The sequence below is a fragment of the Mycobacterium gastri genome (assembly GCF_002102175.1).
In the GTDB taxonomy this organism is placed as follows: domain Bacteria; phylum Actinomycetota; class Actinomycetes; order Mycobacteriales; family Mycobacteriaceae; genus Mycobacterium; species Mycobacterium gastri.
This window is the reverse complement of sequence record NZ_LQOX01000081.1, coordinates 1-20583: the sequence shown is the minus strand read 5'-3', so window position 1 is coordinate 20583 and position 20583 is coordinate 1. Positions and strand designations below refer to the sequence as shown.

General features: G+C 67.2%; 23 protein-coding genes and 2 pseudogenes. 9 read left to right on the top strand and 16 right to left on the bottom strand.

Features of this window, described 5'->3' with window-relative positions; translation table 11 throughout:
* Positions 1 to 132: 132 nt before the first annotated feature.
* From AWC07_RS08085 to AWC07_RS08075, 4 genes are all read right to left on the bottom strand, one after another.
* The gene (locus tag AWC07_RS08085) at positions 133 to 279 is read right to left on the bottom strand and encodes a hypothetical protein (RefSeq protein ID WP_064774821.1); all 147 of its coding nucleotides are present in this window, start codon (positions 277 to 279) and stop codon (positions 133 to 135) included.
* Positions 276 to 854 carry an HhH-GPD-type base excision DNA repair protein gene (locus AWC07_RS08080; protein WP_036414299.1) on the bottom strand — a complete coding sequence of 193 codons (579 nt, stop codon included), beginning with the start codon at positions 852 to 854 and terminating at the stop codon, positions 276 to 278. Before AWC07_RS08080 ends, AWC07_RS08085 begins: the two co-directional genes overlap by 4 nt.
* Before the next feature lie 88 nt (positions 855 to 942).
* On the bottom strand, positions 943 to 1116 hold the full coding sequence (locus AWC07_RS26710; protein WP_099193698.1) for a DUF5302 domain-containing protein: 174 nt from the start codon (positions 1114 to 1116) through the stop codon (positions 943 to 945).
* A 23-nt stretch (positions 1117 to 1139) separates the two neighbouring features.
* Positions 1140 to 1583 (bottom strand): PPOX class F420-dependent oxidoreductase, encoded by a 444-nt coding sequence (locus AWC07_RS08075; RefSeq protein WP_036401561.1) that lies wholly within the window; start codon positions 1581 to 1583, stop codon positions 1140 to 1142.
* A 56-nt stretch (positions 1584 to 1639) separates the two neighbouring features.
* Between AWC07_RS08075 and AWC07_RS08070 the strand changes: the two genes are divergently transcribed.
* Both AWC07_RS08070 and AWC07_RS08065 read left to right on the top strand, forming a co-directional pair.
* The gene (locus tag AWC07_RS08070) at positions 1640 to 2155 is read left to right on the top strand and encodes a DUF1697 domain-containing protein (protein WP_036414297.1); all 516 of its coding nucleotides are present in this window, start codon (positions 1640 to 1642) and stop codon (positions 2153 to 2155) included.
* Positions 2152 to 2988: a class I SAM-dependent methyltransferase gene (locus AWC07_RS08065; protein ID WP_036414295.1), complete on the top strand. Its 837-nt coding sequence runs from the start codon at positions 2152 to 2154 to the stop codon at positions 2986 to 2988. Before AWC07_RS08070 ends, AWC07_RS08065 begins: the two co-directional genes overlap by 4 nt.
* A gap of 4 nt (positions 2989 to 2992) precedes the next feature.
* On the opposite strand, the gene AWC07_RS08060 is transcribed toward AWC07_RS08065, so the two are convergent.
* Entirely contained in the window at positions 2993 to 3358 is a 366-nt protein-coding gene (locus AWC07_RS08060; RefSeq protein WP_036414293.1) for an Rv1152 family transcriptional regulator, read from the bottom strand.
* Between the two features lie 37 nt (positions 3359 to 3395).
* Between AWC07_RS08060 and AWC07_RS08055 the strand changes: the two genes are divergently transcribed.
* Complete coding sequence (locus AWC07_RS08055; protein ID WP_036414291.1) at positions 3396 to 4112, top strand: NAD-dependent deacylase; 717 nt, start codon at positions 3396 to 3398, stop codon at positions 4110 to 4112.
* 72 nt (positions 4113 to 4184) lie between these two features.
* Here the strand turns inward: AWC07_RS08055 and AWC07_RS08050 are convergent, their stop codons facing one another.
* From AWC07_RS08050 to AWC07_RS08040, 3 genes are read right to left on the bottom strand one after another with little or no spacing between them, the layout of a single operon-like run.
* Positions 4185 to 4823: a class I SAM-dependent methyltransferase gene (locus tag AWC07_RS08050; RefSeq protein ID WP_036414304.1), complete on the bottom strand. Its 639-nt coding sequence runs from the start codon at positions 4821 to 4823 to the stop codon at positions 4185 to 4187.
* Positions 4820 to 5509, bottom strand: a complete 690-nt coding sequence (locus AWC07_RS08045; RefSeq protein ID WP_036414303.1) for a TetR/AcrR family transcriptional regulator — start codon at positions 5507 to 5509, stop codon at positions 4820 to 4822. Before AWC07_RS08045 ends, AWC07_RS08050 begins: the two co-directional genes overlap by 4 nt.
* A 7-nt stretch (positions 5510 to 5516) precedes the next feature.
* Complete coding sequence (locus AWC07_RS08040; RefSeq protein WP_036414289.1) at positions 5517 to 7838, bottom strand: MMPL family transporter; 2322 nt, start codon at positions 7836 to 7838, stop codon at positions 5517 to 5519.
* Between the two features lie 266 nt (positions 7839 to 8104).
* Between AWC07_RS08040 and AWC07_RS29310 the strand changes: the two genes are divergently transcribed.
* A complete protein-coding gene (locus tag AWC07_RS29310) occupies positions 8105 to 8236 on the top strand; it encodes a hypothetical protein (RefSeq protein ID WP_023366671.1) in 132 nt (43 codons plus the stop codon).
* Positions 8237 to 8368: 132 nt separating this feature from the next.
* Here the strand turns inward: AWC07_RS29310 and AWC07_RS08030 are convergent, their stop codons facing one another.
* Complete coding sequence (locus tag AWC07_RS08030) at positions 8369 to 9121, bottom strand: 3-hydroxyacyl-CoA dehydrogenase (RefSeq protein ID WP_036414287.1); 753 nt, start codon at positions 9119 to 9121, stop codon at positions 8369 to 8371.
* A gap of 43 nt (positions 9122 to 9164) precedes the next feature.
* The gene (locus AWC07_RS08025; protein ID WP_036414285.1) at positions 9165 to 10253 is read right to left on the bottom strand and encodes a CaiB/BaiF CoA transferase family protein; all 1089 of its coding nucleotides are present in this window, start codon (positions 10251 to 10253) and stop codon (positions 9165 to 9167) included.
* Between the two features lie 102 nt (positions 10254 to 10355).
* Between AWC07_RS08025 and AWC07_RS08020 the strand changes: the two genes are divergently transcribed.
* On the top strand, positions 10356 to 11162 hold the full coding sequence (locus tag AWC07_RS08020; RefSeq protein ID WP_036414283.1) for an enoyl-CoA hydratase: 807 nt from the start codon (positions 10356 to 10358) through the stop codon (positions 11160 to 11162).
* A gap of 29 nt (positions 11163 to 11191) precedes the next feature.
* On the opposite strand, the gene AWC07_RS08015 is transcribed toward AWC07_RS08020, so the two are convergent.
* The 3 genes and pseudogenes from AWC07_RS08015 to AWC07_RS08005 form a co-directional block, all read right to left on the bottom strand.
* The gene (locus AWC07_RS08015; protein ID WP_036414282.1) at positions 11192 to 11908 is read right to left on the bottom strand and encodes a CPBP family intramembrane glutamic endopeptidase; all 717 of its coding nucleotides are present in this window, start codon (positions 11906 to 11908) and stop codon (positions 11192 to 11194) included.
* A 62-nt stretch (positions 11909 to 11970) separates the two neighbouring features.
* Positions 11971 to 12117: pseudogene (locus AWC07_RS08010) on the bottom strand (NAD-dependent epimerase/dehydratase family protein); the annotation flags it as partial.
* A 68-nt stretch (positions 12118 to 12185) separates the two neighbouring features.
* Entirely contained in the window at positions 12186 to 13100 is a 915-nt protein-coding gene (locus tag AWC07_RS08005) for a hypothetical protein (protein WP_036414278.1), read from the bottom strand.
* A gap of 190 nt (positions 13101 to 13290) precedes the next feature.
* Here AWC07_RS08005 and AWC07_RS08000 point away from each other — a divergent pair, with 190 nt between their 5' ends.
* From AWC07_RS08000 to AWC07_RS07990, 3 genes are read left to right on the top strand one after another with little or no spacing between them, the layout of a single operon-like run.
* Positions 13291 to 14334, top strand: coding sequence for a type III polyketide synthase (locus AWC07_RS08000; protein ID WP_036414275.1), 1044 nt, complete (start codon positions 13291 to 13293; stop codon positions 14332 to 14334).
* A gap of 3 nt (positions 14335 to 14337) precedes the next feature.
* Positions 14338 to 14838, top strand: coding sequence for an isoprenylcysteine carboxyl methyltransferase family protein (locus AWC07_RS07995; RefSeq protein WP_036414272.1), 501 nt, complete (start codon positions 14338 to 14340; stop codon positions 14836 to 14838).
* Positions 14835 to 15848: an NAD(P)/FAD-dependent oxidoreductase gene (locus AWC07_RS07990; RefSeq protein WP_036414269.1), complete on the top strand. Its 1014-nt coding sequence runs from the start codon at positions 14835 to 14837 to the stop codon at positions 15846 to 15848. Before AWC07_RS07995 ends, AWC07_RS07990 begins: the two co-directional genes overlap by 4 nt.
* On the opposite strand, the gene AWC07_RS07985 is transcribed toward AWC07_RS07990, so the two are convergent.
* Together AWC07_RS07985 and AWC07_RS07980 are read right to left on the bottom strand one after the other, a co-directional pair.
* Positions 15845 to 16645 carry a crotonase/enoyl-CoA hydratase family protein gene (locus tag AWC07_RS07985; protein ID WP_036414266.1) on the bottom strand — a complete coding sequence of 267 codons (801 nt, stop codon included), beginning with the start codon at positions 16643 to 16645 and terminating at the stop codon, positions 15845 to 15847. The two genes, AWC07_RS07990 and AWC07_RS07985, sit on opposite strands and share 4 nt — an antisense overlap.
* Complete coding sequence (locus AWC07_RS07980; RefSeq protein WP_036414263.1) at positions 16642 to 17790, bottom strand: thiolase family protein; 1149 nt, start codon at positions 17788 to 17790, stop codon at positions 16642 to 16644. The genes AWC07_RS07985 and AWC07_RS07980 overlap by 4 nt, the downstream gene beginning before the upstream one ends.
* Before the next feature lie 408 nt (positions 17791 to 18198).
* Here AWC07_RS07980 and AWC07_RS07975 point away from each other — a divergent pair, with 408 nt between their 5' ends.
* On the top strand, positions 18199 to 19869 hold the full coding sequence (locus tag AWC07_RS07975) for a PE family protein (RefSeq protein ID WP_036414301.1): 1671 nt from the start codon (positions 18199 to 18201) through the stop codon (positions 19867 to 19869).
* A 199-nt stretch (positions 19870 to 20068) separates the two neighbouring features.
* Here the strand turns inward: AWC07_RS07975 and AWC07_RS07970 are convergent.
* Positions 20069 to 20452: pseudogene (locus AWC07_RS07970) on the bottom strand (LLM class flavin-dependent oxidoreductase); the annotation flags it as partial.
* Positions 20453 to 20583 lie beyond the last annotated feature (131 nt).

Genomic DNA, 20583 nt, shown 5'->3' with positions numbered 1-20583 from the left:
CTGACCTACTGCCGAAGAAACGGCCTTGTCGGCGTTCTTCCCGCCCCATCACGCCCCGTTGTTCAGAGCCCTCCTAGAACGGGTGCTGCCCCGGGTCATGACCGGCGATCGCGCCGTTAGAGGTTCACGACATCAATAAGCCATGAACAAGATGGCGTCGCGGTCGTACTCCAGGCCCGGATGAACATCGGCAAGGTGTTTCTGAGTCAGCTCGACCAACTCGTCCTCGTCCTTGCCGACGATGGCTTCGCCGCACGGACACGTTATGTGTGTCTTCACGTTGCCGCCTTTCCCTTGGCTGCCTTCATCTGTTTCTTGTGCGAGCGCACCTGCCCGAGTGAGCGGGCGTCGACGATATCGGCCACGGAGATGTAGGTGCCGGGCTGTCCGAACTGTCCGGCCGCCTCCCGCCAGCCCGGCGGCGTCACACCATACTGCTTACCCAGCAACGCCAGAAAGATCCGGGCTTTTTGCTCGCCGAAACCGGGCAGCCCCTTGAGCCGCCGCAGCAGCTCGTTGCCGTCGGGATCGCCGGCCGTCCACACGGCGGCCGCGTCCCCGCCGTAACGGTCCACGACGATCTGCGCGAGCGTCTGGATGCGCTTGGCCATCGAACCCGGAAAGCGATGTATCGCAGGCTTTTCCGAGCACAGTGCGGCGAACTTGTCCGGGTCGTAGTCCGCAATCTCACCGGCGTCGAAGCTGCCCATCCGGTCGGCGATCTTCTTGGGCCCGGCGAACGCGGTCTCCAGCGGAACCTGCTGATCGAGAAGCATCCCGACCAGCAGCGCGAACGGGTTGGAATCGAGCAGCGCGTCGGCGGCCGGCTCTTGGACAAGCTGCAGTTTCGGCACCCAGATAGTCTAGAACTCGACGGTCGGCCCGCTGGCAGAGCATCGGTCCAGCATCGAATTGGCTTGCCCGGCAGAGGCTTTGCCGTGATCAGCCGCTCTTACGGCGGAATTCCCGACGGCTCTCCAGCGGACCGTGTGCCCGCGGTTGCTTGGCGCCGCCGTCCTTGTGATCCGATCCGCCAGCCGACTTGGCCAACTTGCGGTCGAGGGCTTCGCGGAACTTGCGCTTGGTCTCGTCCTCCGGGGACTTCGATGCAGGCATACTCGGCAGCCTAACCCGGATGTCTACCGCTTACCCGGCGGCAGACCGTAAACGTGCGAGATCGGCAGGGTCAGCACCACCCGCCGATCGGTGACCATCGCCTCGCGGTATTCGTCCCAATCCGGATGTTCACCGGCGATGTTGCGGTACAAGGCAATTAGCGCCTCCACCGTATCATCGCCGGGCGCGGCAGCCGGCGGCGTCAGCTCCGCGGTGCCTTCGGCGACGGCATAGGACCACCCGTCGTCGGCATCGACCAGGATCGACGCCCGCGGGTCGCGGCGCAGGTTGCGGGTCTTGGCGCGCGGCTCGGTGATCGACACCTGAAACACCAATGTGCGCGGGTCGAAGTGATACCGCACGTTGGACAGCTGGGGACGTCCGTCGCGTTTGATGGTGGCCAGCACTCCGATGGAGTTGCCGCTGATCACGGCCAACAGCTTGTCGTCGAAGACGTGGCGTCCCATGCCCGAAAGCCTACGTGGCCTCGCGTCGGTCCATGACCACCTGATGGAATCGGATCATGACTCGGTACGCGGCATTCCTGCGCGGCGTCAATGTCGGGGGCGTCAACCTGAAGATGGCCGACGTGGCCGCCGCCTTGACCGACGCCGGATTCGCCAACGTACGCACCGTCCTGGCCAGCGGCAATGTCCTGCTGGAGGCATCCTCGGGTGCCGCGCGAGTACGCAAGACGGCCGAATCCGCGTTGCGCGAGCGGTTCGGCTATGACGCGTGGGTGCTGGTCTATGACATCGATACCGTACGCGCCATCAACGAGCGATACCCGTTCGAGCGGGAGCTCGACGGATACCAGTCGTATGTCACGTTCGTCAGCGACCCCGCGGTGCTCGACGAGCTGGCGGCGCTGGAAGCCGGCCCGGAGGAGAAAATCAGCCGCGGCGACGGCGTCGTTTACTGGCAAGTGCCGAAGGGAAGCACTCTGGACAGCGCCATCGGCCAAACCATGGGAAAGAAGCGCTACAAGTCGTCGACCACCACCCGCAATCTGCGAACCCTGGACAAGGTGCTGAAATGACCCACGCCAACGAAGCCTCCCCACACAAGGTCACCCTCACCGGAGTCTCGGAGACCGCCCTGCTGACGCTGAACGCCAGGGCGGCGGAGGCTCGCCGCAGCGACCCGATCATCGAGGACCCGATGGCGATCGCCCTGGTCGACTCGATCGACTTCGACTTCGCGAAGTTCGGCCCAACCCGCCAGGACATCGCCCTGCGGGCCCGGGCGTTCGACACCGCGACGCTGTCCTATCTGAGCCGGCATCCGTCAGCCACCGTGGTGGCGCTGGCCGAAGGGCTGCAAACTAGCTTCTGGCGCTTGGACGCGGCCCTTCCGGACGGTCAATTCCGTTGGCTCACAGTCGATCTGGAACCGATCATCGATATCCGGACGCGGCTGCTACCGACGCCCGAACGGGTGTCGGTGTGCGCCCAGTCCGCGCTGGATTACCACTGGATGGATTGCGTCGACCCGTCCGGCGAGGTGTTCATCACCGCCGAGGGGTTGCTGATGTACCTGCAGCCCGAGCAGGCGCTGGAGCTGATCACCGAGTGCGCGAAAAAATTTCCGGGCGCCCAGATGCTCTTCGACCTGCCGCCGCGCTGGTTTACCCTCTTCAGCCGGCTCGGCATCCGGACGTCGCTGCGCTACAAGATTCCGCCGATGCCGTTCAGCCTGTCCGTCGCGCAGGCCGCGGATTTGGTGAATACGGTGCCCGGCATCCGCGCGGTGCGCGACGTGCCGTTGCCCACCGGACGCGGCTTGGTGTTCAACGCCGCGCTGTCGACGGTCTACCGCATGCCCGTCTTCGACGCGCTGCGTCCGTGCCTGACCTTGCTCGAGTTCGGCTGAGACTTCAGTCGTCAGGCACGTTCGTGAGATAACGCATGGCGTCGGACTTGGTCAGGCCCAATGCGCGGGCGACTTCCACGTATTCCCTGGCCGCGGCGGCCATCGCCGCGTCGGTCGGATCGAAGCGGGAGATGAAAGTGCCGAAACGCCCGCGTGTTTCGACGATCGCCGCCGACTCCAGCTCCCGGTAGGCGCGGGCCACCGTATTGGCGGCGACCCCGAGCTGGCCGGCGAGATCGCGCACCGTCGGCAGCCGGGTTCCCGGCGGTAACGCACCGGCTCGAACCCCGTCGATAACTTGGGTTCTGAGCTGGTCGAACAGCGGCTTGCCCGCCTTCACGTCGATCCGTAACCAGTCGCGCAGCTCCACCCACCCAGTATCTACCAAGCACGGCTATCTTTGTGGGATGCGAGTGACGGTGCTCAGCGGGGCGGGGATCTCGGCGGAAAGCGGCGTACCGACCTTTCGTGACGACAAGAACGGATTGTGGGCCCGTTTCGACCCCTACGAGCTGTCCAGCACACAAGGATGGGAGAGCAACCCCGAGCGGGTGTGGGGCTGGTATCTGTGGCGTCACTACTTGGTGGCCACGGTCGAACCCAACGAGGGTCATCGCGCGATCGCCGACTGGCAGAGCGCGGCCGACGTCACCGTCGTCACCCAGAACGTCGACGACCTGCACGAGCGAGCCGGCAGCACACCGGTGCACCACCTTCACGGCAGCCTTTTTGAATTCCGTTGTGCCCGTTGCGGTATGCCTTACACCGAGGCGCTGCCGGTGATGACCGAGCCGGCTATCGAAGTGGAGCCGCCGGTCTGCCGCTGCGGCGGCCTGATCCGGCCCGACATCGTGTGGTTCGGCGAGGCGCTGCCCGAAGGACCGTGGCAACATGCCGTGGAGGCGACCGAAGCCGCCGATGTGATGGTGGTGGTGGGGACCTCGGCGATCGTCTACCCGGCTGCCGGGCTACCGGAGCTGGCACTGGCACGCGGCATTCCGGTGATCGAGGTCAATCCCGAGCCGACGCCGCTGTCCGGGAGCGCGACGATCTGTGTACGCCAGTCGGCGAGTCGCGCGCTGCCCCGGTTGTTGCAGCGGCTGCCTTCGCTGCTGAAGGGTTGAGCCTGCGGTAGTCGCATCGAATCTGCACAGATGCGGTTCGCCCACCGGATCGCGCGCTCAGCGCAGTTTCGGTCAGGGCAACGGCCGGTGTGCCCGGCCCAGCGCCAACTCCGAGACTGGCAACGGCACCCACGCCGGCAGTGCCCACTCCCGCCGTGCGGTGTCCAGGTCGAATCCCGCCGCAACGATCGCCTGTTCGGTATCGCGGTGGGTGTGGCAGTTGCCGGCCAGCCGCGGCCAGAACGTCGCGTCGACGAACTGCTGAAACCGACCCCGGACACCGGTGCTGGCGACGTGCTCGAGATACCGCAACTGACCACCCGGCCGTAGCAATGAGCGCAGATGTCGCAGCACCCCGGCCGGGTCGTTCACCGAACAGAGCACCAGCGAGCAGACCACCGCGTCGAAGGGCTCGCCGGCACTGAAATCCTCCGCCGTATCGCCGATCACCAATACGGGAATTGGCGCATCGACGGCCGCGGCGCGGGCTTTGGAGGTCAAGTGCGGCTCGGGCTCCACGGCCACGACCTGCGTCACGGTCGGCGGGTAGTGGGCGAAGTTCGTCCCGACACCGGCACCGACTTCCAGCACCCGGCCCGACAGGCCGGCCAGATTCTCCCGGCGCAGGTCTCGTACCGCCTCGGCTTCGTGGGCGGCGATGACGGGCCAGATGCGGGCGAACAACGGGTGCTGGATTTTGGCGCCTGTCATACCGGGGCCGCTTCCCACGTGCGCTGTTGCCGCACCCATTCGATCAGCTGCCGCGATGTCGCGGGCGGGCCGACCAGGCCGGCCACCATATGCCCACACAGGACCGCGCTGAGCACCCGGTCGGCGAAAGCTTCGACGTCGCCGAAGGGCAGATGCGGTTTGGTGATCAACAGGGCGGCCACCCCGTGCGCGGCAGTCCACAGCTCCAGGGCGATCATGGTCGGATCGTCGGTCCGGTAGACGCCCTCGTCCATCAGGGCCTGCACGGAGGCGCGCATGTGCTTGAACGCCGAGCTGTCCAGGGCGATATCGACGTTGCTTCCCGACCGCCACTCCCCCATGGTGGCGAGGCGGTACAACTGCGGGGTCTGCAGCGCGAACTGCACGTAGGCGAGGCCCTGCGCCCGTAGCACCTCCACGTTGGACGGCTGACCGATGGCCACCCGCTCCATTTCCGCATCCAGCCGGGCCAGGTAGCGTGCGCACACCGCGTCCAACAGCGCGTCTTTGTCCTCGAAGTGCAGATAGATGGACGGCGGTGTGACGCCCACACGCTGGGCCACCGATCGGATCGAGACCGCCCGGGCCTGCCCTGTCTCCAGCAGCAACTCGGTGGCCGCGTCCAGGATTTCGCGGCGTAGCCGGTCACCCGATCCGCGCGGGGCACGTGTGCGACGCAGTCCCATCGACACGTCAACCCTTACCCGTCAACGCCGCGGTGATCGCCGGCTCGTCACAGCGGCCCGTCGTCCTGGCCCCATGCTGGACCGCGGCGCCCTCGCTGATGCCAAACCGCTCGTGCAGCCACGCCAACGGTTTGGGCGCCCACCAGTTCCAGCTGCCCATCACGTGCATGAAGGCCGGCACCAAGATCATGCGCACCAAGGTGGCATCGGCGGCCACGGCAAGGGTCAGGCCGAGGCCGAACATCCGCATGAAGGACACATGCGCGGCGATCAGCGCGGCGAACGACATCGACATCACCAACGCCGCCGCGGTGATCACCCGCCCGGTACGCGCCACCCCGAGCGCCACGCTCTCGTCGTTGGCGGAGTGGGCTTCGGCCGGGCTCGGGGTTGCCGGACGGGCAGCCCCGGAAACCAGCCAGTACTCGCGGATCCGGGCGACCAGGAACACCTCGTAATCCATGGACAGCCCGAAGGCGATGCAGAACAACAGCACCGGCATGTTCGCCACCAGCGTCCCGCTCGGGGTTGTGCCCAGCGCCCCCAGATGGCCGTCCTGAAAGATCCAGACCAGCGCACCGAATGCCGCACTCAGCGACAGCACGTTGCAAACCAGCGCCTTGACCGGCAACACGACGCTCCCGGTGAGCAGGAACAGCAGCACCAGCGTGATGACGGCCATCAGGCCCAGCACCAGCGGGAGCCGATCGGTCACCGCATCGACGCTGTCCCGGTTGACCTGCGCCACACCGGCCATCTCGACGGATCGCCCGGCCGGGCCGGCCACCTGACGCAAGCGGTTGAGCTGGCTATCGGAGGCTTGTGAAAACAGCGGCGCGGTGCTGTTCACGGTCAGGAAAGCGCTGCCATCGGCGAACCCCGCGGCTCCCGCCGGCGGCCCCACCTTGGTCCCGCCGACGAAGGTTCCGCCCGGGGCGGACACCGACGACACGTCGGGAACCCGCGACAGGTCGGCGGCATAGCCGTCAAAGTCGGCCGGAGTCAGTCCGCGGGCATCGGGGACCACGACCGGGACGGCCATCGCCAGGTCATGCGCGAAGTCTTTGCGCAGCTGATCACCCACCTGATGGGCAGAGGCCGTATGCGGCAGCACCCGGTCGTCCGGGAAACCCCACTTCACCGATAAGAACGGAAGCCCCAGCAACGCCAGCAGTGCGACCACCGCCACACCCATCGGCAGCCACCGGCGCATGACGAACTTGGTGGACCGGTACCAGAACAGTTGCTGCACCGGTTTGTGCACCGGTTCCGGGCGACCGAGTATGCGCCGTATCAGGCGACGAACGTCCCATGCGTCCAGGCGGGGACCCAGCAGCACGATCGCGGCCGGAGTGATCACGATCGACGCGGTCGCGACGAAGGCGACAGTGGCTACGCCGGCGTAGGCAAACGACTTCAGGAAGTACATCGGGAACGCCACTGTGGCTGCCATCGACAACGCCACCGTGGTCGCCGAGAACAGGACCGTGCGACCGGAGGTGGCCATCGTCCGGATCAGCGCCTCGTCCGGGTCACTGCCTTCGGCCAGTTCGTCGCGATAGCGGCTGATGATCAGCAGGGTGTAGTCGATGGCCAGCGCAAGACCCATTGCGGTACTCAGGTTGAGCGCGAAGATCGACACCTCGGTGGTGAACGTGACCAGCCGCAGCACCGACATCGAGCCGACCACGGCCAGCGCGCCCAGCGCCATCGGCAGCGCCGCCGCCAGCAGGCCACCGAAAACCCACACCAGCACCAGGAAGCTGAGCGGAATCGCGATCGCCTCCATCACCAGCAGGTCGTCTTGATTCTGCTCGTTGATCTGGGCGTACTCCATGGCCGACCCGCCCGCGCGGACGGTGACACCATCACGGTCGTGGACAATTTCGTCAGCCAGCGTCTGGGCGTTCTGCTGCGCGTTGTTCTCGCCGCCCTTGATGTTGACGACGATCAACCCCGACTTGCCGTCGGTGCTGACCAGGTCGCCGGACGCCTGCGGCGGCCCTGTCCACGGTGAGGTCACGTTGTAGACCAACGGCGACCGCTGCAGCTGGCCGACGACATCGGTACCGACCCTGCGAGCCGCCTCGCTGCTGGCCCCGGCGGGAGCCGTCACCAAGATCAGCATCTGCTGACCGCTTTGGCCGAACTTGTCGGTCAGCACCTTGATGGCGCGGGCCGATTCCGAGCCGGGGTCCTGGAAACCCCCGGGAGACAGGCTTTTGGCCACCGGGATGCCGAAGACCGCCGCGGCCAGGAACACCAGCAGGGCAACCCCGATGATCCGGCGCGGCGCCGCTATGGCGAGTCGAGCGATCCCCTGCAACATGATGCGTCCCCTCCAGCGACCGGCGCCGGCCGTCCCCGAGCGGCCCACCGTATCCGCGGTAACTTATCAGCGGTAACTTACAGGCGTCAAACAACGCCTGCCGTACTCACGAACCGGGGTACCGGTACGGTTCACCGGCAGGCGAATGCGCCGCCTCAACGGCATTGATTCCGTGGACGCCGCACCCTACCCACAGGTAAGAATTGCCACCATTTTCCGAATCGTGACTCAGCGATTCCTTAAGGGTGACTCCTACGCTCAGTGACATGTGGATCGACGACTCGAGTGCCGACGTCATCAAAGCCGACTTCGAGGCTCTCTACCACGGCGACATGCTGGTGGAAGGCGAGACCTCGGAGCAGCTCGAAGACTGGCACCCGCTGCCTACGGCAAGCTGAGGCACACCATGGGCATGCTTGCACGGCTACTCATTGCCGAACCTGCCATCAGCAGATGGTTTCGTCGATAACTGAATGCTTTTCCCACAGTGAGGCCCCCCGCAATTGCGGGGGGTTTTCCGTTTCCGGCGGTTAGCGCGGCGCCATCCGGATGGCGCCGTCCAGACGGATGACTTCGCCGTTGAGCATCGGGTTTTCGATGATGTGCACGGCCAGCGCCCCGTACTCATCAGGGTTGCCCAGACGCGACGGATGCGGCACCTGCTTGCCCAGCGACTCCCGCGCCGGTTCCGGTAGACCGGCCAGCAGCGGGGTGTCGAAGAGGCCGGGCGCGATGGTCATCACCCGAATCTGGTGGCTGGCCAGGTCGCGGGCGATCGGCAGGGTCATGCCGACCACGCCGCCCTTGGACGCGGAGTAGGCGGCCTGTCCGATCTGGCCGTCGAACGCCGCCACTGACGCGGTGTTGACGATGACGCCGCGCTCTTCTCCGATCGGTTCCGTCCTGGCGATGCGCTCCGCGGCCAACCGCAGCACATTGAAGGTGCCGACCAGGTTGATGTCCACGATCTTGCGGAACGCGGCCAGCGGGAAAACGCCGTCGCGGCCCAGCACGCGAACCGCGTTACCGGTGCCCGCGCAGTTGACGACGATGCGCAGCGGACCCAGCGATTCCGCCAGATCCAGCGCACTGGTCACCGCGGCCTCGTCGGTGACGTCGGCCTGGGCGAACCGCGCGCGATCGCCAAGCTCCGCCACGACGTCGTCGCCTTTGAGGTCCAGCACCACCACCTGCGCCCCCGCGTCCAGTAGCCGCTTGGTGGTGGCCAGTCCCAGTCCCGATGCGCCCCCGGTGACGACGGCTACGGCGTCCCTGATTTCCATGCGAGTCCTTTCGTCGAGCACCCGACCTACCGGTTGGTCGGGACTATACCCAGTCCTCGAGAACCGCTTCGACTCCGGCCGCCGGCGCCACGGGCGGCCGCGGTTGATCCGGCACCGTGCGCGAGAACCGTGGCGCCGGTCGCGGCTGCGGGCCGCCGTCAACCTCGTAGAAGGTGTTCCGTTCGGTGATATGCGGCTCGGTCTGCACCTCGCCGAACGCCAGCACCGGCGTCACGCAGGCATCGGCGTCGGCGAACACCTTGGCCCAATGGTCACGGTCGTGCCGACCGAATGCGTCGGTCAACACCGCCCGCAGTTCGGGCCACCGGGTCACGTCGTTCTGCGGGGGCAAGTCGCCCGCGTCCAGACCCAGCCCCGCCAGCATGGCGGCATAGAACTGCGGCTCGATGGCACCCACGGCGACATAGCGGCCGTCGGCGCATTCGTAGGTGTCGTAGTAGGGCGCGCCGCCGTCAAGCATGTTGGTGCCGCGCACGTCGGTCCACCTGCCGGTGGCGCGCATCGCCCACATCATCTGCACCAGCACGCTGGAGCCCTCGACCATCGCCGCGTCGATGACCTGACCTTTGCCTGAGCTCTGGCGCTCCCACAGCGCGGCCAGGATGCCGACGAGCAGGAACATCGAGCCGCCGCCGAAGTCGCCGACCAGGTTCAGCGGCGGCACCGGCCGTTCGTCGACCCGGCCGATGGCGTGCAGGATGCCGTTCAGCGAGATGTAGTTGATGTCGTGACCGGCCTGCTGGCTGCGCGGCCCGGTCTGACCCCAGCCGGTCATCCGGGCGTAGACGAGCCGGTCGTTGACTTTGGCGCAGTCTTCGGGCCCCAGGCCCAGCCGCTCGGTGACGCCGGGGCGGTAACCCTCGATCAGCACGTCGGCTTTGGCGACGAGTTTGAGGACGAGTTCGCGTCCCCGGTCGGACTTGAGGTCAGCGGCGATGATGCGCCGGTTGCGCAGCATGGCGTCGTTGGCTGTGCCTGCGCCGCCGCCGGCTGACGGGCGGTCGATACGCACCACGTCGGCACCCAGATCCCCCAGGATCATCGCCGCGTGCGGACCGGGCCCGATCCCCGCTAGCTCGACCACGCGTAACCCGTTCAGCGGTCCTGCCATTGATGTACCGACCTTTCGTCTGCGGTGACGTCGTTCGCATCTTTGCAGCCGGCTGCGACAGCCCTACATTCCGGTCGCTCAGGGTCACATAGGGTGAGGCCCATGCCGCAGACCGGGATCGACACGCTGGCGCCAGTCGCGGGACTTGACGTCAAGCTGGCCGACGGTGTGCTGTCGGTGACGATCGACCGGCCGGCGACACTGAATTCCCTGACGGCGACCGTGCTGGCGGGCATCGCCGATGCGATGGAGCGCGCGGCCACCGATCCGCGGGTACGGGTGGTGCGCCTGGGCGGCAGGGGCCGCGGCTTCAGTTCCGGGGCCGGGATGAGCGCCGAGGATGTGGTCCGCGGCAAGTCCCGCACCGAAACCATCGCGGAGATCAACCGGGCGATACGGGCCATCACAGCGCTGCCGCATCCGGTGGTCGCCGTGGTTCAGGGTCCGGCCGCCGGGGTCGGGGTATCGCTTGCCCTGGCGTGTGACCTCGTATTGGCTTCCGACGAAGCATTTTTCATGCTGGCGTTCACCAAAATCGGGTTGATGCCCGACGGCGGAGCATCGGCATTGGTGGCCGCCGCGGTCGGCCGCATCCGGGCTATGCGGATGGCGCTGTTGCCGGAGCGATTGCCGGCCGCCGAGGCGCTGTCGTGGGGCCTGGTCAGCGCGGTCTATCCGGCCGAGCACTTCGAAAACCAAGTGGAACAGGTTATTTCGAGGGTGCTGGCGGGGCCGGCGGTGGCGTTCGCCAAGACCAAGGACGCGATCAATGCGGCTACTCTCACCGAATTGGACCACGCTCTCGAACGGGAATTCGCCGGCCAGTCAACACTGCTGCGATCACCCGACTTCGCCGAGGGCGCAAGGGCATTCCAGCAGCGCCGCGCGCCGACCTTCACCGACTTCTGATTGCCGTTGCGAGTGGGCCGAATGGCCGATCAGACGCCGAACAACGGCGGCAACGCGAGCACCATGATCAGGCCCCACACGACATGGGTCAGGATCGGTGCCAGCACACCGCCGGTGAAACGCCGCTCCCACGCACACACCATTCCCAGGATGACCGCGGCGAATCCGAGCATCGGGTTGCCGGTGGCCATGATGGCCGCGACGTAAACCAGCGTGGAGAGCAGTGCCGGATAGAACCGGCCCAGGGCGGTGTAGAGCGCCCCGCGGAAGAACATCTCCTCGGCGACGCCGTTGATCACGATGATCAGCACCACCAGCACAGATCCGTGCTCGGCAAATCGCAGGACGCGGACAGTCAGGTCGGACATGGCCGGGATTTCCCTGGTGACCAAACCGCCCAGGACAAACACGCCACCAAGAACCAGCCCCACCGTGGTCCCGGTGATCACCGGGCGCTGGTTGCGCCCCCGCCAGCAGATGCCGCCGAGATGCAACGGTCCCGACGCCAGCGCTCCGACGGCCCATACCACGGCCAGAGCCAGAGTCAGCCAGTGAAACGTCGAGTCCCCGGGCCGGCGACTCATCGACAACCCCAGCACCGCCGCACCGATCAGCAGCACAACACAGACCACGATGCGCCGGCGCAGCACCACCCTGGGTGACTCATGATGCGGCACTGCGACATTGGTCATCGCACGGCGAAGGTCGCGGATCGCGCTTGGACGAGGTGCGGTGGACTGGCTCATACGGTCAGAACTTTCGGAGTCAGGGTGATCAGGATGTCCAGACTAGTTCGCAGCGCGCCGGCAAGGGGTGTCACGTCGTCCAACCAAACCAACCGCCGCAGCCGGGCCAGGCTCCGGCCGGCGGCCAGCACTTGGTGGCCGTCGGCGAGCAGCGCCGTCACGAGACGCGATCCGACGTAGCCGGTGGCGCCGGTGACCAGAAACCGCATGACATCCAAGCTAGCCGCATAACGGCGTCGGCATCGAAACCAAGCACTCAGCGTCAGGGCGGCGGCCCTTACGACTCGAGCGAAAATGTGCTCCCGGTTCTACGGCCGCGGAAGCTACCGCGTTTGTCGTCGATCACTTCGATAGTGAAGCCGCAACGGGCCAGCCGTTCCTGGAATCGCGCCGCGCTCACCTGACTGCGCAGCCTCGTGCCGGTCTCCCGGGAAAACACGCGGGCCTGCGGCAGGACGATGCCCGGCGTCGGGTCACTAGCAGGGGTGAACCGGATCGTGGTCGCATCGGCGGTCACGGCCGAATATTCGTATTCGAGCAACTGAATCCAGCCGTGCGGTCCGCGAACCGAAATCGAACCGTCGGGTTCCACCCGAAACTCGCGTCCCCGTTTGATGAGCGGAACGAGATTCCACCAGACGATGAGGACGCCGGGCACGACCAGAATGAAGAGGGCATAGCCATGGGTCCGCTCCAGATGGGCGTCGTAAGACCAGCCGCTGAGCGCTTCGGACGTCCAGCCCGCAACGAAGGTCCACATGTCGGCAAACACGTCGCGGACGGCCGCGCGACCGGTGGACAAGTCGTAAACGATGGCGCCGATGGCGCCGATTCCGCCAACCGTGAGGGCAACACCGAACAACACCAGCCCCCAGTTCGTCCGGGAAACAAAGGTCCCCTGCACGTCGGCTGCTTCGTCCATCGCCACCACGGGCCGGCCGAGGGGCTTGGCCAGGCACCAGACACTGATACCTATCGCCCCGGCCAGCGCCAACAATTCCAGTGGACCGAAGTAATCGCGGTCGGAGTTGGCAATCGCCAGGGCAAGGAAAGTCAACCAGGCAGACCACCGCAACACACGTTGCCAACCCGCGACGCGCCTGGCCGGGGTCGACTCGCCCTCCGCCGTATCGAGCAGGTCGTCGTCGGTTTTCTCGGGTTCGTACTCGTCAGATGGCTCTTGGTTGGCCACCCGGGGATCCTAGCGTCAGCGTGGATTGGGCGCCGCTGATGGAGATGATGGGCTGGTCAGCCGACGTATTTGACGAAATCTGAACCTAATCGCCAACAGTGACGTGACTCCCAACATGAATACATTCACAGGGGGAAGGCCGGCGTGCCTCGGTGCGCAGGCGCCGGCGGCCGTCCGGACATCGACGACAATGAGCCCGTCCGTAGCCGGCGTGGCGGTGACATTCCCACAACACCGGTACAGCCAGGACGAAACCATCGGTGCGCTGACGGCCTTTGCCGGCCCGGAGTTTCGCCGGTTCGCCAACAGCAGCGGGGTCATCGCACGCCATACCGCGCTGCCGTTGTCTCGCTACGGTCATCTGAGTGGCTTCACCGAAGCAAACGACGCTTGGGTCGACGTCGCGCTCGGCCTGGGTGAGCAGGCACTGCTGGCGGCGCTCGACGACGCCCGGGTCAAGCCCTCCGATGTCGATGTCATCTTTTCGACGACGGTGACGGGACTGGCCGTGCCCAGCCTGGAAGCGCGCCTGGCCAGCAGAGTAGGGCTGCGCCAGGACGTCAAACGCATTCCGCTGTTCGGCCTGGGCTGCGCGGCCGGCGCGGCCGGGGTAGCGCGCGTGCATGACTATCTGCGGGGTTTCCCGAACCAGGTCGCAGCGCTGCTGGCGGTGGAACTGTGCTCGCTGACCGTTCAGCGTGACGACCACTCGGTGGCCAATCTCGTCGCGTCCAGCCTGTTCGGTGACGGCGCCGCCGCGGTCGTCGCGACCGGGACCGAGCTGGCTTCCGGATTGCGGGCCGGGCCCAGGCTACTGGCCAGCCGCAGCCGGACCTATCCCGACACCGAGGACGTGCTGGGCTGGGAGATCGGCAGTGACGGGTTCCGGATCGTGCTGTCCGTCGAGGTGGCGACCGTCGTGGAGAAATACGTGGCCGACGACATCCGCAACTTCCTGGGTGACCATGGGCTGACCACCGCAGACGTGTCGACGTGGGTGCTGCACGCGGCTGGGCCCAGGATCATCGACGCTGTCGAGAATGCGCTTGAGCTACCGGCCACCGCCCTCGATCGCACCCGAGACTCATTGCGCGACAACGGCAACCTCTCGTCGGTGTCGGTGCTAGATGTGCTTGCCTCCACCATGGCCGATCCACCGCCACCGGGATCGTTTGGGATCATGATCGCCATGGGCCCGGGTTTTTCCTCCGAATTCGTACTGCTCGGCTGGTAGGCGATGTATTACCTGCTGATCCTGGCCGTCGGCCTGGAACGACTGGCCGAGCTGATCGTGGCCAGACGCAATGCGCGCTGGTCTTTCGCCCAGGGCGGCAAGGAGTTTGGTCGTCGCCACTACGTGGTGATGGTCGTTCTGCACAGCGCGCTGCTGCTCGGCTGCGTGATCGAACCCTGGGCGCTGCACCGGCCGTTCATTCCCTGGCTGGGCTGGCCGATGGTCGGTGTGCTGGCGCTGAGTCAGGGCTTGCGCTGGTGGTGTGTCAAGTCGCTGGGACGACGCTGGAACACTCGGGTCATCGTGCTGCCGAACGAGCCGTTGGTGCGACGGGGGCCCTACCGGTTGATGCACCACCCGAACTATGTTGCAGTGGTGGCCGAAGGGTTCGCGCTGCCGATGGTGCATACCGCATGGGTGACCGCGCTTGGTTTCACCGTGGCCAACGCCATGTTGTTGACGGTGCGCCTGCGGGTGGAGAACTCCGTATTGGGCTATTCATGAGCTACGACACCGACTTGCTGATCGTCGGCGGCGGCCCCGGCGGCCTCGCCACGGCCTTACACGCACGCAGGCAAGGCCTTTCGGTGATTGTCGCCGATCCTCGGGAGAGCCCGATCGACAAGGCTTGCGGCGAGGGACTGATGCCCGGCGGTCTGGCCGAACTCATCGCACTCGACGTCGACCCGGCCGGCATGCCGTTTTACGGCATCGCCTATATCAGCGAAAATCGCCGTGCCGAGGCGCGATTTCGCAGCGGTCCGGGCCGCGGCGTGCGGCGCACCACGTTGCATGCGGCGCTGGCGGCACGGGCCAAAGAACAAGACACCGAATGGATCCGGACCCGGGTGACCGGCGTGGTCCAGGACGCCCAGGGCGTCACGGCCGCCGGTGTGCGTGCGAAATGGTTGGTGGCGGCCGACGGCCTGCATTCGACCGTCCGGCGCACCGTCGGAATCACGGCGAAGGCGGGGATCCCGCGGCGCTACGGCGTGCGCTGGCATTACCGCGTGCCGGTGTGGTCGGAGTTCGTCGAAGTGCACTGGTCGCGCTGGGGTGAGGCGTATGTGACGCCGGTGGAACCGGATCTGGTGGGCGTGGCGATCCTGTCCCGTCAGCGACCCGACCTGGCCTGGTTTCCCTGGCTTGCCCAGCATTTGGACGGCGCCCAGCGCGGGCGGGCACGCGGCTGCGGCCCGCTGCGGCAAGTGGTGTCGCGCCGCGTCGCCGGGCGGGTGCTGTTGGTCGGCGACGCCGCCGGCTACGAGGACGCCCTGACCGGCGAGGGCATCAGCCTGGCCGTCAAGCAGGCGGCCGCGGCGGTGCGGGCCATCGTCGATGACAGGCCCGCGTCGTATGAGGCTGCCTGGCACCGGGTTACCCGCAACTACCGGTGGCTTACCCGCGGGCTGGTGCTGGCCAGCACGCCGGCCCTGACGCGGCGGGCCATCGTGCCGGCCTCTGCTTTGCTACCAAGCGTTTTCGAGCGCGCGGTCAACATCCTGGCGCACTAACGCGCCTTCCAGACCGGCTCCCGCTTCTCGGCGAACGCCAAGGGCCCCTCCCTGGCGTCCTCGGAGCGGATCAGCGCACTCATCTCGCGCAGGGTGCGCTGCCAGCCTGCTTCTTCGTCGGTGATGACGCCATTGTCGACGCCGTAGGCGACGCGCTTGCTGGCCCACACCGACAGCGGCGCGTTGACGGTCACCCGCGCCGCCAGCGTCAGCGCAGCGTCCAGCACCGAACCGTCGACGACCTGGTTGATCAGGCCCCAGTCGTGGGCGTTGGCTGCGGTGATCGGCTCGCCGGTCAACAGCAGTTCCATCGCTACCTTGCGCGGCAGCTGATTCACGATCCGAAAGACCCCGCCGGCAGCGGCGATCAGTCCGCGCTTGACCTCCGGCAACCCGAACTCGGCCCGCTCGTGGGCCACCACCAGATCGCTGGCCAGCGCCAGTTCGGTGCCGCCGCCGAAGGCGGTGCCGTTGACTGCGGCGATGGTCGGCTTGTCGATGAAGTGGTGCACATAACCGGCAAAGCCCCATTCGTTGTGCTGGGGGTGATAGATGTTCTCGCGCCGGGCGATGGCCTTGAGATCGGCTCCGGCGCAGAACGACCGGTCACCGGCGCCGGTAATCACCACCGCTCGCACGTCGTCGTCGTGTTGGGCTGCGTCGAGTGCGTCCCCGACCCCGATGCTGACGGCACCGTTGACCGCGTTGCGGGCTTCGGGCCGGTTGATGGTGATGACCATGACGTTGCCGCGGCGCTCGACCAGCACTGCCGGCGCGGCGCCGTCGGCGTCTGTCACAGCAGCTCCAGGATGGTGGCGTTGGCTTGACCGCCGCCCTCGCACATCGTCTGCAGGCCGTAGCGAATTCCCTTGTCGCGCATGTGGTAAAGCAGCGTGGTCATCAGCCGCGCACCGGAGCCGCCGAGCGGGTGGCCGAGCGCGATGGCGCCACCGTTGGGGTTGAGCTTCTTCTCGTCGGCGCCGATGTCGTGCAGCCAGGCCAGCGGCACCGGCGCGAACGCCTCGTTGACCTCGTATGCACCGATGTCGTCGATGGACAGGCCGGCGCGCTTGAGCACCTTCTGGGTGGCCGGGATGGGCGCGGTCAGCATGATGACGGGGTCGGCCCCGGCCAGCGCCACGGCGTGCACTTTGGCAATGGGCTTGCGCCCCAGCGCCTTTGCCTTCTCGGCGGACATGAACAGCAGCGCGGCCGAGCCGTCGGAGATCTGCGAGGAGTTGCCGGCGTGGATCACGCCGTCTTCCTTGAACGCCGGCTTCAGCGACGCCATCTTCTCCATCGGAGTGCCGCGCCGGATGCCTTCGTCCTTGAGCACGGTATTGCCGTCCGGGTCTTTGATGCCGACGATCTGGTCGTCGAAGGCGCCAGAATCCTGTGCGGCTGCGGCCTTTTCATGAGAGCCGAGGGAGAACTCGTCGAGCGCGAGGCGGTCGAGGCCCCACTGCTGCGCGATCATCTCCGCGCCGATGCCCTGGTTGGGGATCTTGCCTTCGTAGCGCCCCAGGAAGGCTTTGGGATAGGGCCGTCCGCCGTTGGCCAGCGAGGAGCCCATCGGGGTGCGTGACATCGACTCGACCCCGCCGGCGACGACGACGTCGTAATGACCGGCCGCCACGCCGGCCGCCGCGAAGTGCACGGACTGCTGGCTTGACCCGCACTGGCGATCCACTGTCACCCCGGGGACCGTCTCGGGCCAGCCGGCCGCCAGCAGCGAGGTGCGGGCGATGTCGAGGGCCTGCTCGCCGGCCTGCATGACGCAGCCCCAGATGACGTCGTCGACGAGCTCGGGGTCGATGCCGGCCTTGTGCACCAGACCGTTGAGCACCTGCGCGGACAGCTCGGCCGGGTGCACCCCCGACAGCCCGCCGTTGCGCTTACCGATCGGTGAACGTAGCGCCTCGACGATGACGGCTTCAGCCATGACTATGTCTCCTTTGACAGAGTGATATTGAGTACATTGTTAACCAATGTAATCAGCGGGCGGAGGGCGGGGTCCGCGTCGGGAAACGACTCGCGCCGATGCACCGCCAAGAACGCAAAAACGCTGCCCACCTTGAGAAGGTGACCCGCCACCGACCCCGCACCCGCCATCCGCCCAGCGTGCTCACGGCGTGCCTGGCGTGCCTGGCGTGCAGGGAGCGCGGGAATTCGACATACGAGACTAATCAGATCCTGTCCCGACGCCCGTGACGACGCGTGAAGCTACTCGCTGTCATCCGAAGCCACCGCGAGTTCTTGACGATTTCGTCATAAACCGCTCACACCGGCTGGTCCACGGTGTTAGATTCCGCCACGCGGACAAAGGCGGACACGGAAGGAGATCTCGGTGATGTCGTATCTCATCACCACACCGGACCTAGTTGCTGCTGCCGTCGGCGATCTGACCGGTATCGCGTCATCGATCGATGCGGCCAGGGCCGCCGCCGCGGGCTCTACCACCCGCATCGTGGCGGCGGGCGCCGATGACGTGTCGGCGGCCATCGCGGCGCTATTCAGCGCGCATGCCCAGACCTTTCAGGCGCTCAGCAGCCAGGCGTCGGCGTTCCACCGCCAATTCGTCCAAACCCTCACCGGCAGCGCCACGTCCTACGCCAGCGCAGAGGCCAGCAACCTCGCCAACATCGCCGCCGCCGAGCCCCGCCTGGAGTTGTTCGGACAGCTGATCGTCGGCAACGGCGCCAACGGGACCGCGACGGACCCGGCGGGTGGCAATGGCGGCCTGCTCTGGGGCAACGGCGGCGCCGGTTACACCCAGCCGGGCTCCTCCGGGTTGCCAGGCGGTAACGGCGGCGACGCCGGCTTATTCGGCAACGGCGGACGCGGCGGTGACGGCGGGTATGGCGCGGCCGGGGGCCAGGGCGGCGCCGGCGGCTGGCTGCTTGGCACCGGCGGAGCCGGCGGGCAGGGCGGCGCCGCGGTAGCCGGTTTCAACGGCGGCGCAGCCGGCGCCGGTGGCGCGGGCGGGAGCGCGATCTTGTTCGGCAACGGTGGCGCCGGCGGACCGGGTGGCGCCGGTCTGGCCGCGACCGCCGTTGCCACGCCGGTCAGCGGTCCGGCCGCCACCGGCGCCGACGGCAGCGCTTCCGCTGGCGGCGCCGGCCAAATCACCGGCGGTGCGGCATCCAACGGCGCACCCGGATCCGGTGGCCAGGTCGGTGGTACCGGCGGTATCGGGGGCAGCGCAGATTCTTCCGGCGGCAGCAACAGCCTCTTCATAGCCAAGGGCGCTGCCGGGGGCAACGGTGGCATGGGTGGTCCCGGCAGTGATGGCACCATCGCCGGAGCCGGCGGCCATGGCGGCGCGGGCGGCAACGCAGGGTTGCTGTTCGGCGACGGCGGGGACGGTGGGCTGGGTGGCATCGGCGGCGTCGGTGGCACGGGCGGCACGGGCGCGACGGGCGGCGTGGGCGGTAGCGGAGGTGCGGCCAACGTCGGCATCACCAATGTTGCTTCAATCGGCCAGTCTTACGGCGGCACCGGCGGCACCGGCGGCACTGGCGGCATGGGCGGTGTTGGGGGCCTCGGCGGAGTCGGCGGTGATGGGGGTGACGGCGGTCGTGGCGGGCAGCTGTTCGGCAATGGCGGGAATGCCGGCCATGGCGGGATGGGTGGCGTCGGTGGCGTTGGCGGCGCCGGTGGCGCCGGCGGGGTCGGCGGCGCCGGTGGTGATGCCACCGCAGGCAGCACCGGGAAACTGACGACCACCGGCGGTGACGGTGGCGATGGCGGATCCGGCGGCACCGGTGGCACCGGCGGCACCGGCGGAACCGGCGGTGCAGCCGGCACCGCTGGAGCAGGCGGACTACTCGGCTTCAGCGGAGATAGCGGTACCGGCGGCTCGGGCGGCATCGGCGGTCAAGGTGGCGCGGGGGGAGCGGGCGGCGTCGGCTCCACCACCGGTGGCACCGCCACCGGTGGCACCGCCACCGCAGGCGGCGTTGGTAGCAACGGTGCAAATGGCAGCACCGGTGACCAAGGCCAGTCCGGCGCGAACGGCTAAGAAGACGGTGGGGCCTGACGGCGGGCGGCGGATTTCACAGCTTCTTGAGGCCGCGCAGAATCTTGAAGAATGGTCCGCTGGACGCCAGGGCCTTCCCGAGCGCGGGCCGCAGCATGCTGACGTTGTTAACGACCAGATAACGCACCCCGTGGTCGCGCCATTCGGCACATCCGGGATCCCTTAGCGGCGGTCCGTATACCGGCCATGTGCCGCGGTACGCCGGCAGGTCGAATACCGCGTTGTGCAACGGAAAGTACACCGACTCGCGTGAGACGAGTTCGCCGCCGGAATTCCAGAGCGCACGAATTGTTGCGATTGCTTCTTCACAGCGGGCCACCGGTTTGGTCCAGTCCACGCCTTAGGGTTCGTTGACTACCCGCATACCGACGCCGATACGGAGGATGGCGTGGCCGCGGGTGATCAACTGCAGCGTGGCAGCGGCCTGCGCAGTGACCGCCGGAAGGCGCCGACTGGCACCGGTGACGCCAACGCCGAGCCGCAAACACCTAAAGCGCTTGCAGGAGGCGAGATATCCGAGCATCGTCCATGGCTCGAGTTGAGCGTCGATCTTCGGTGCAAGCCGTCGGGACCGCGGCGGGCCAGTGTGTGTGCGCTGCACGCCACCTGTTCTGATATGGGGGGCGTTTTGTCAAGGGGGCAGGGTGAAGCGGCGGCCGCGACCGTCGCCGTGGCCGCCGCTTCGTGTTGACCGGA

Coding starts and splice junctions, on each gene's coding strand:
- AWC07_RS08075 (WP_036401561.1), bottom strand. CDS start 1,583: ATGGGACGCCACGTCTTCGACGACAAGCTGTTGGCCGTGATCAGCGGC.
- AWC07_RS08055 (WP_036414291.1), top strand. CDS start 3,396: ATGCGAGTGACGGTGCTCAGCGGGGCGGGGATCTCGGCGGAAAGCGGC.
- AWC07_RS07980 (WP_036414263.1), bottom strand. CDS start 17,790: ATGGCTGAAGCCGTCATCGTCGAGGCGCTACGTTCACCGATCGGTAAG.
- AWC07_RS08065 (WP_036414295.1), top strand. CDS start 2,152: ATGACCCACGCCAACGAAGCCTCCCCACACAAGGTCACCCTCACCGGA.
- AWC07_RS08015 (WP_036414282.1), bottom strand. CDS start 11,908: ATGAGCCAGTCCACCGCACCTCGTCCAAGCGCGATCCGCGACCTTCGC.
- AWC07_RS08040 (WP_036414289.1), bottom strand. CDS start 7,838: ATGTTGCAGGGGATCGCTCGACTCGCCATAGCGGCGCCGCGCCGGATC.
- AWC07_RS08030 (WP_036414287.1), bottom strand. CDS start 9,121: ATGGAAATCAGGGACGCCGTAGCCGTCGTCACCGGGGGCGCATCGGGA.
- AWC07_RS08025 (WP_036414285.1), bottom strand. CDS start 10,253: ATGGCAGGACCGCTGAACGGGTTACGCGTGGTCGAGCTAGCGGGGATC.
- AWC07_RS29310 (WP_023366671.1), top strand. CDS start 8,105: ATGTGGATCGACGACTCGAGTGCCGACGTCATCAAAGCCGACTTCGAG.
- AWC07_RS08045 (WP_036414303.1), bottom strand. CDS start 5,509: ATGGGACTGCGTCGCACACGTGCCCCGCGCGGATCGGGTGACCGGCTA.
- AWC07_RS08050 (WP_036414304.1), bottom strand. CDS start 4,823: ATGACAGGCGCCAAAATCCAGCACCCGTTGTTCGCCCGCATCTGGCCC.
- AWC07_RS08020 (WP_036414283.1), top strand. CDS start 10,356: ATGCCGCAGACCGGGATCGACACGCTGGCGCCAGTCGCGGGACTTGAC.
- AWC07_RS08000 (WP_036414275.1), top strand. CDS start 13,291: ATGAGCCCGTCCGTAGCCGGCGTGGCGGTGACATTCCCACAACACCGG.
- AWC07_RS07995 (WP_036414272.1), top strand. CDS start 14,338: ATGTATTACCTGCTGATCCTGGCCGTCGGCCTGGAACGACTGGCCGAG.
- AWC07_RS07990 (WP_036414269.1), top strand. CDS start 14,835: ATGAGCTACGACACCGACTTGCTGATCGTCGGCGGCGGCCCCGGCGGC.
- AWC07_RS07975 (WP_036414301.1), top strand. CDS start 18,199: ATGTCGTATCTCATCACCACACCGGACCTAGTTGCTGCTGCCGTCGGC.
- AWC07_RS26710 (WP_099193698.1), bottom strand. CDS start 1,116: ATGCCTGCATCGAAGTCCCCGGAGGACGAGACCAAGCGCAAGTTCCGC.
- AWC07_RS08070 (WP_036414297.1), top strand. CDS start 1,640: ATGACTCGGTACGCGGCATTCCTGCGCGGCGTCAATGTCGGGGGCGTC.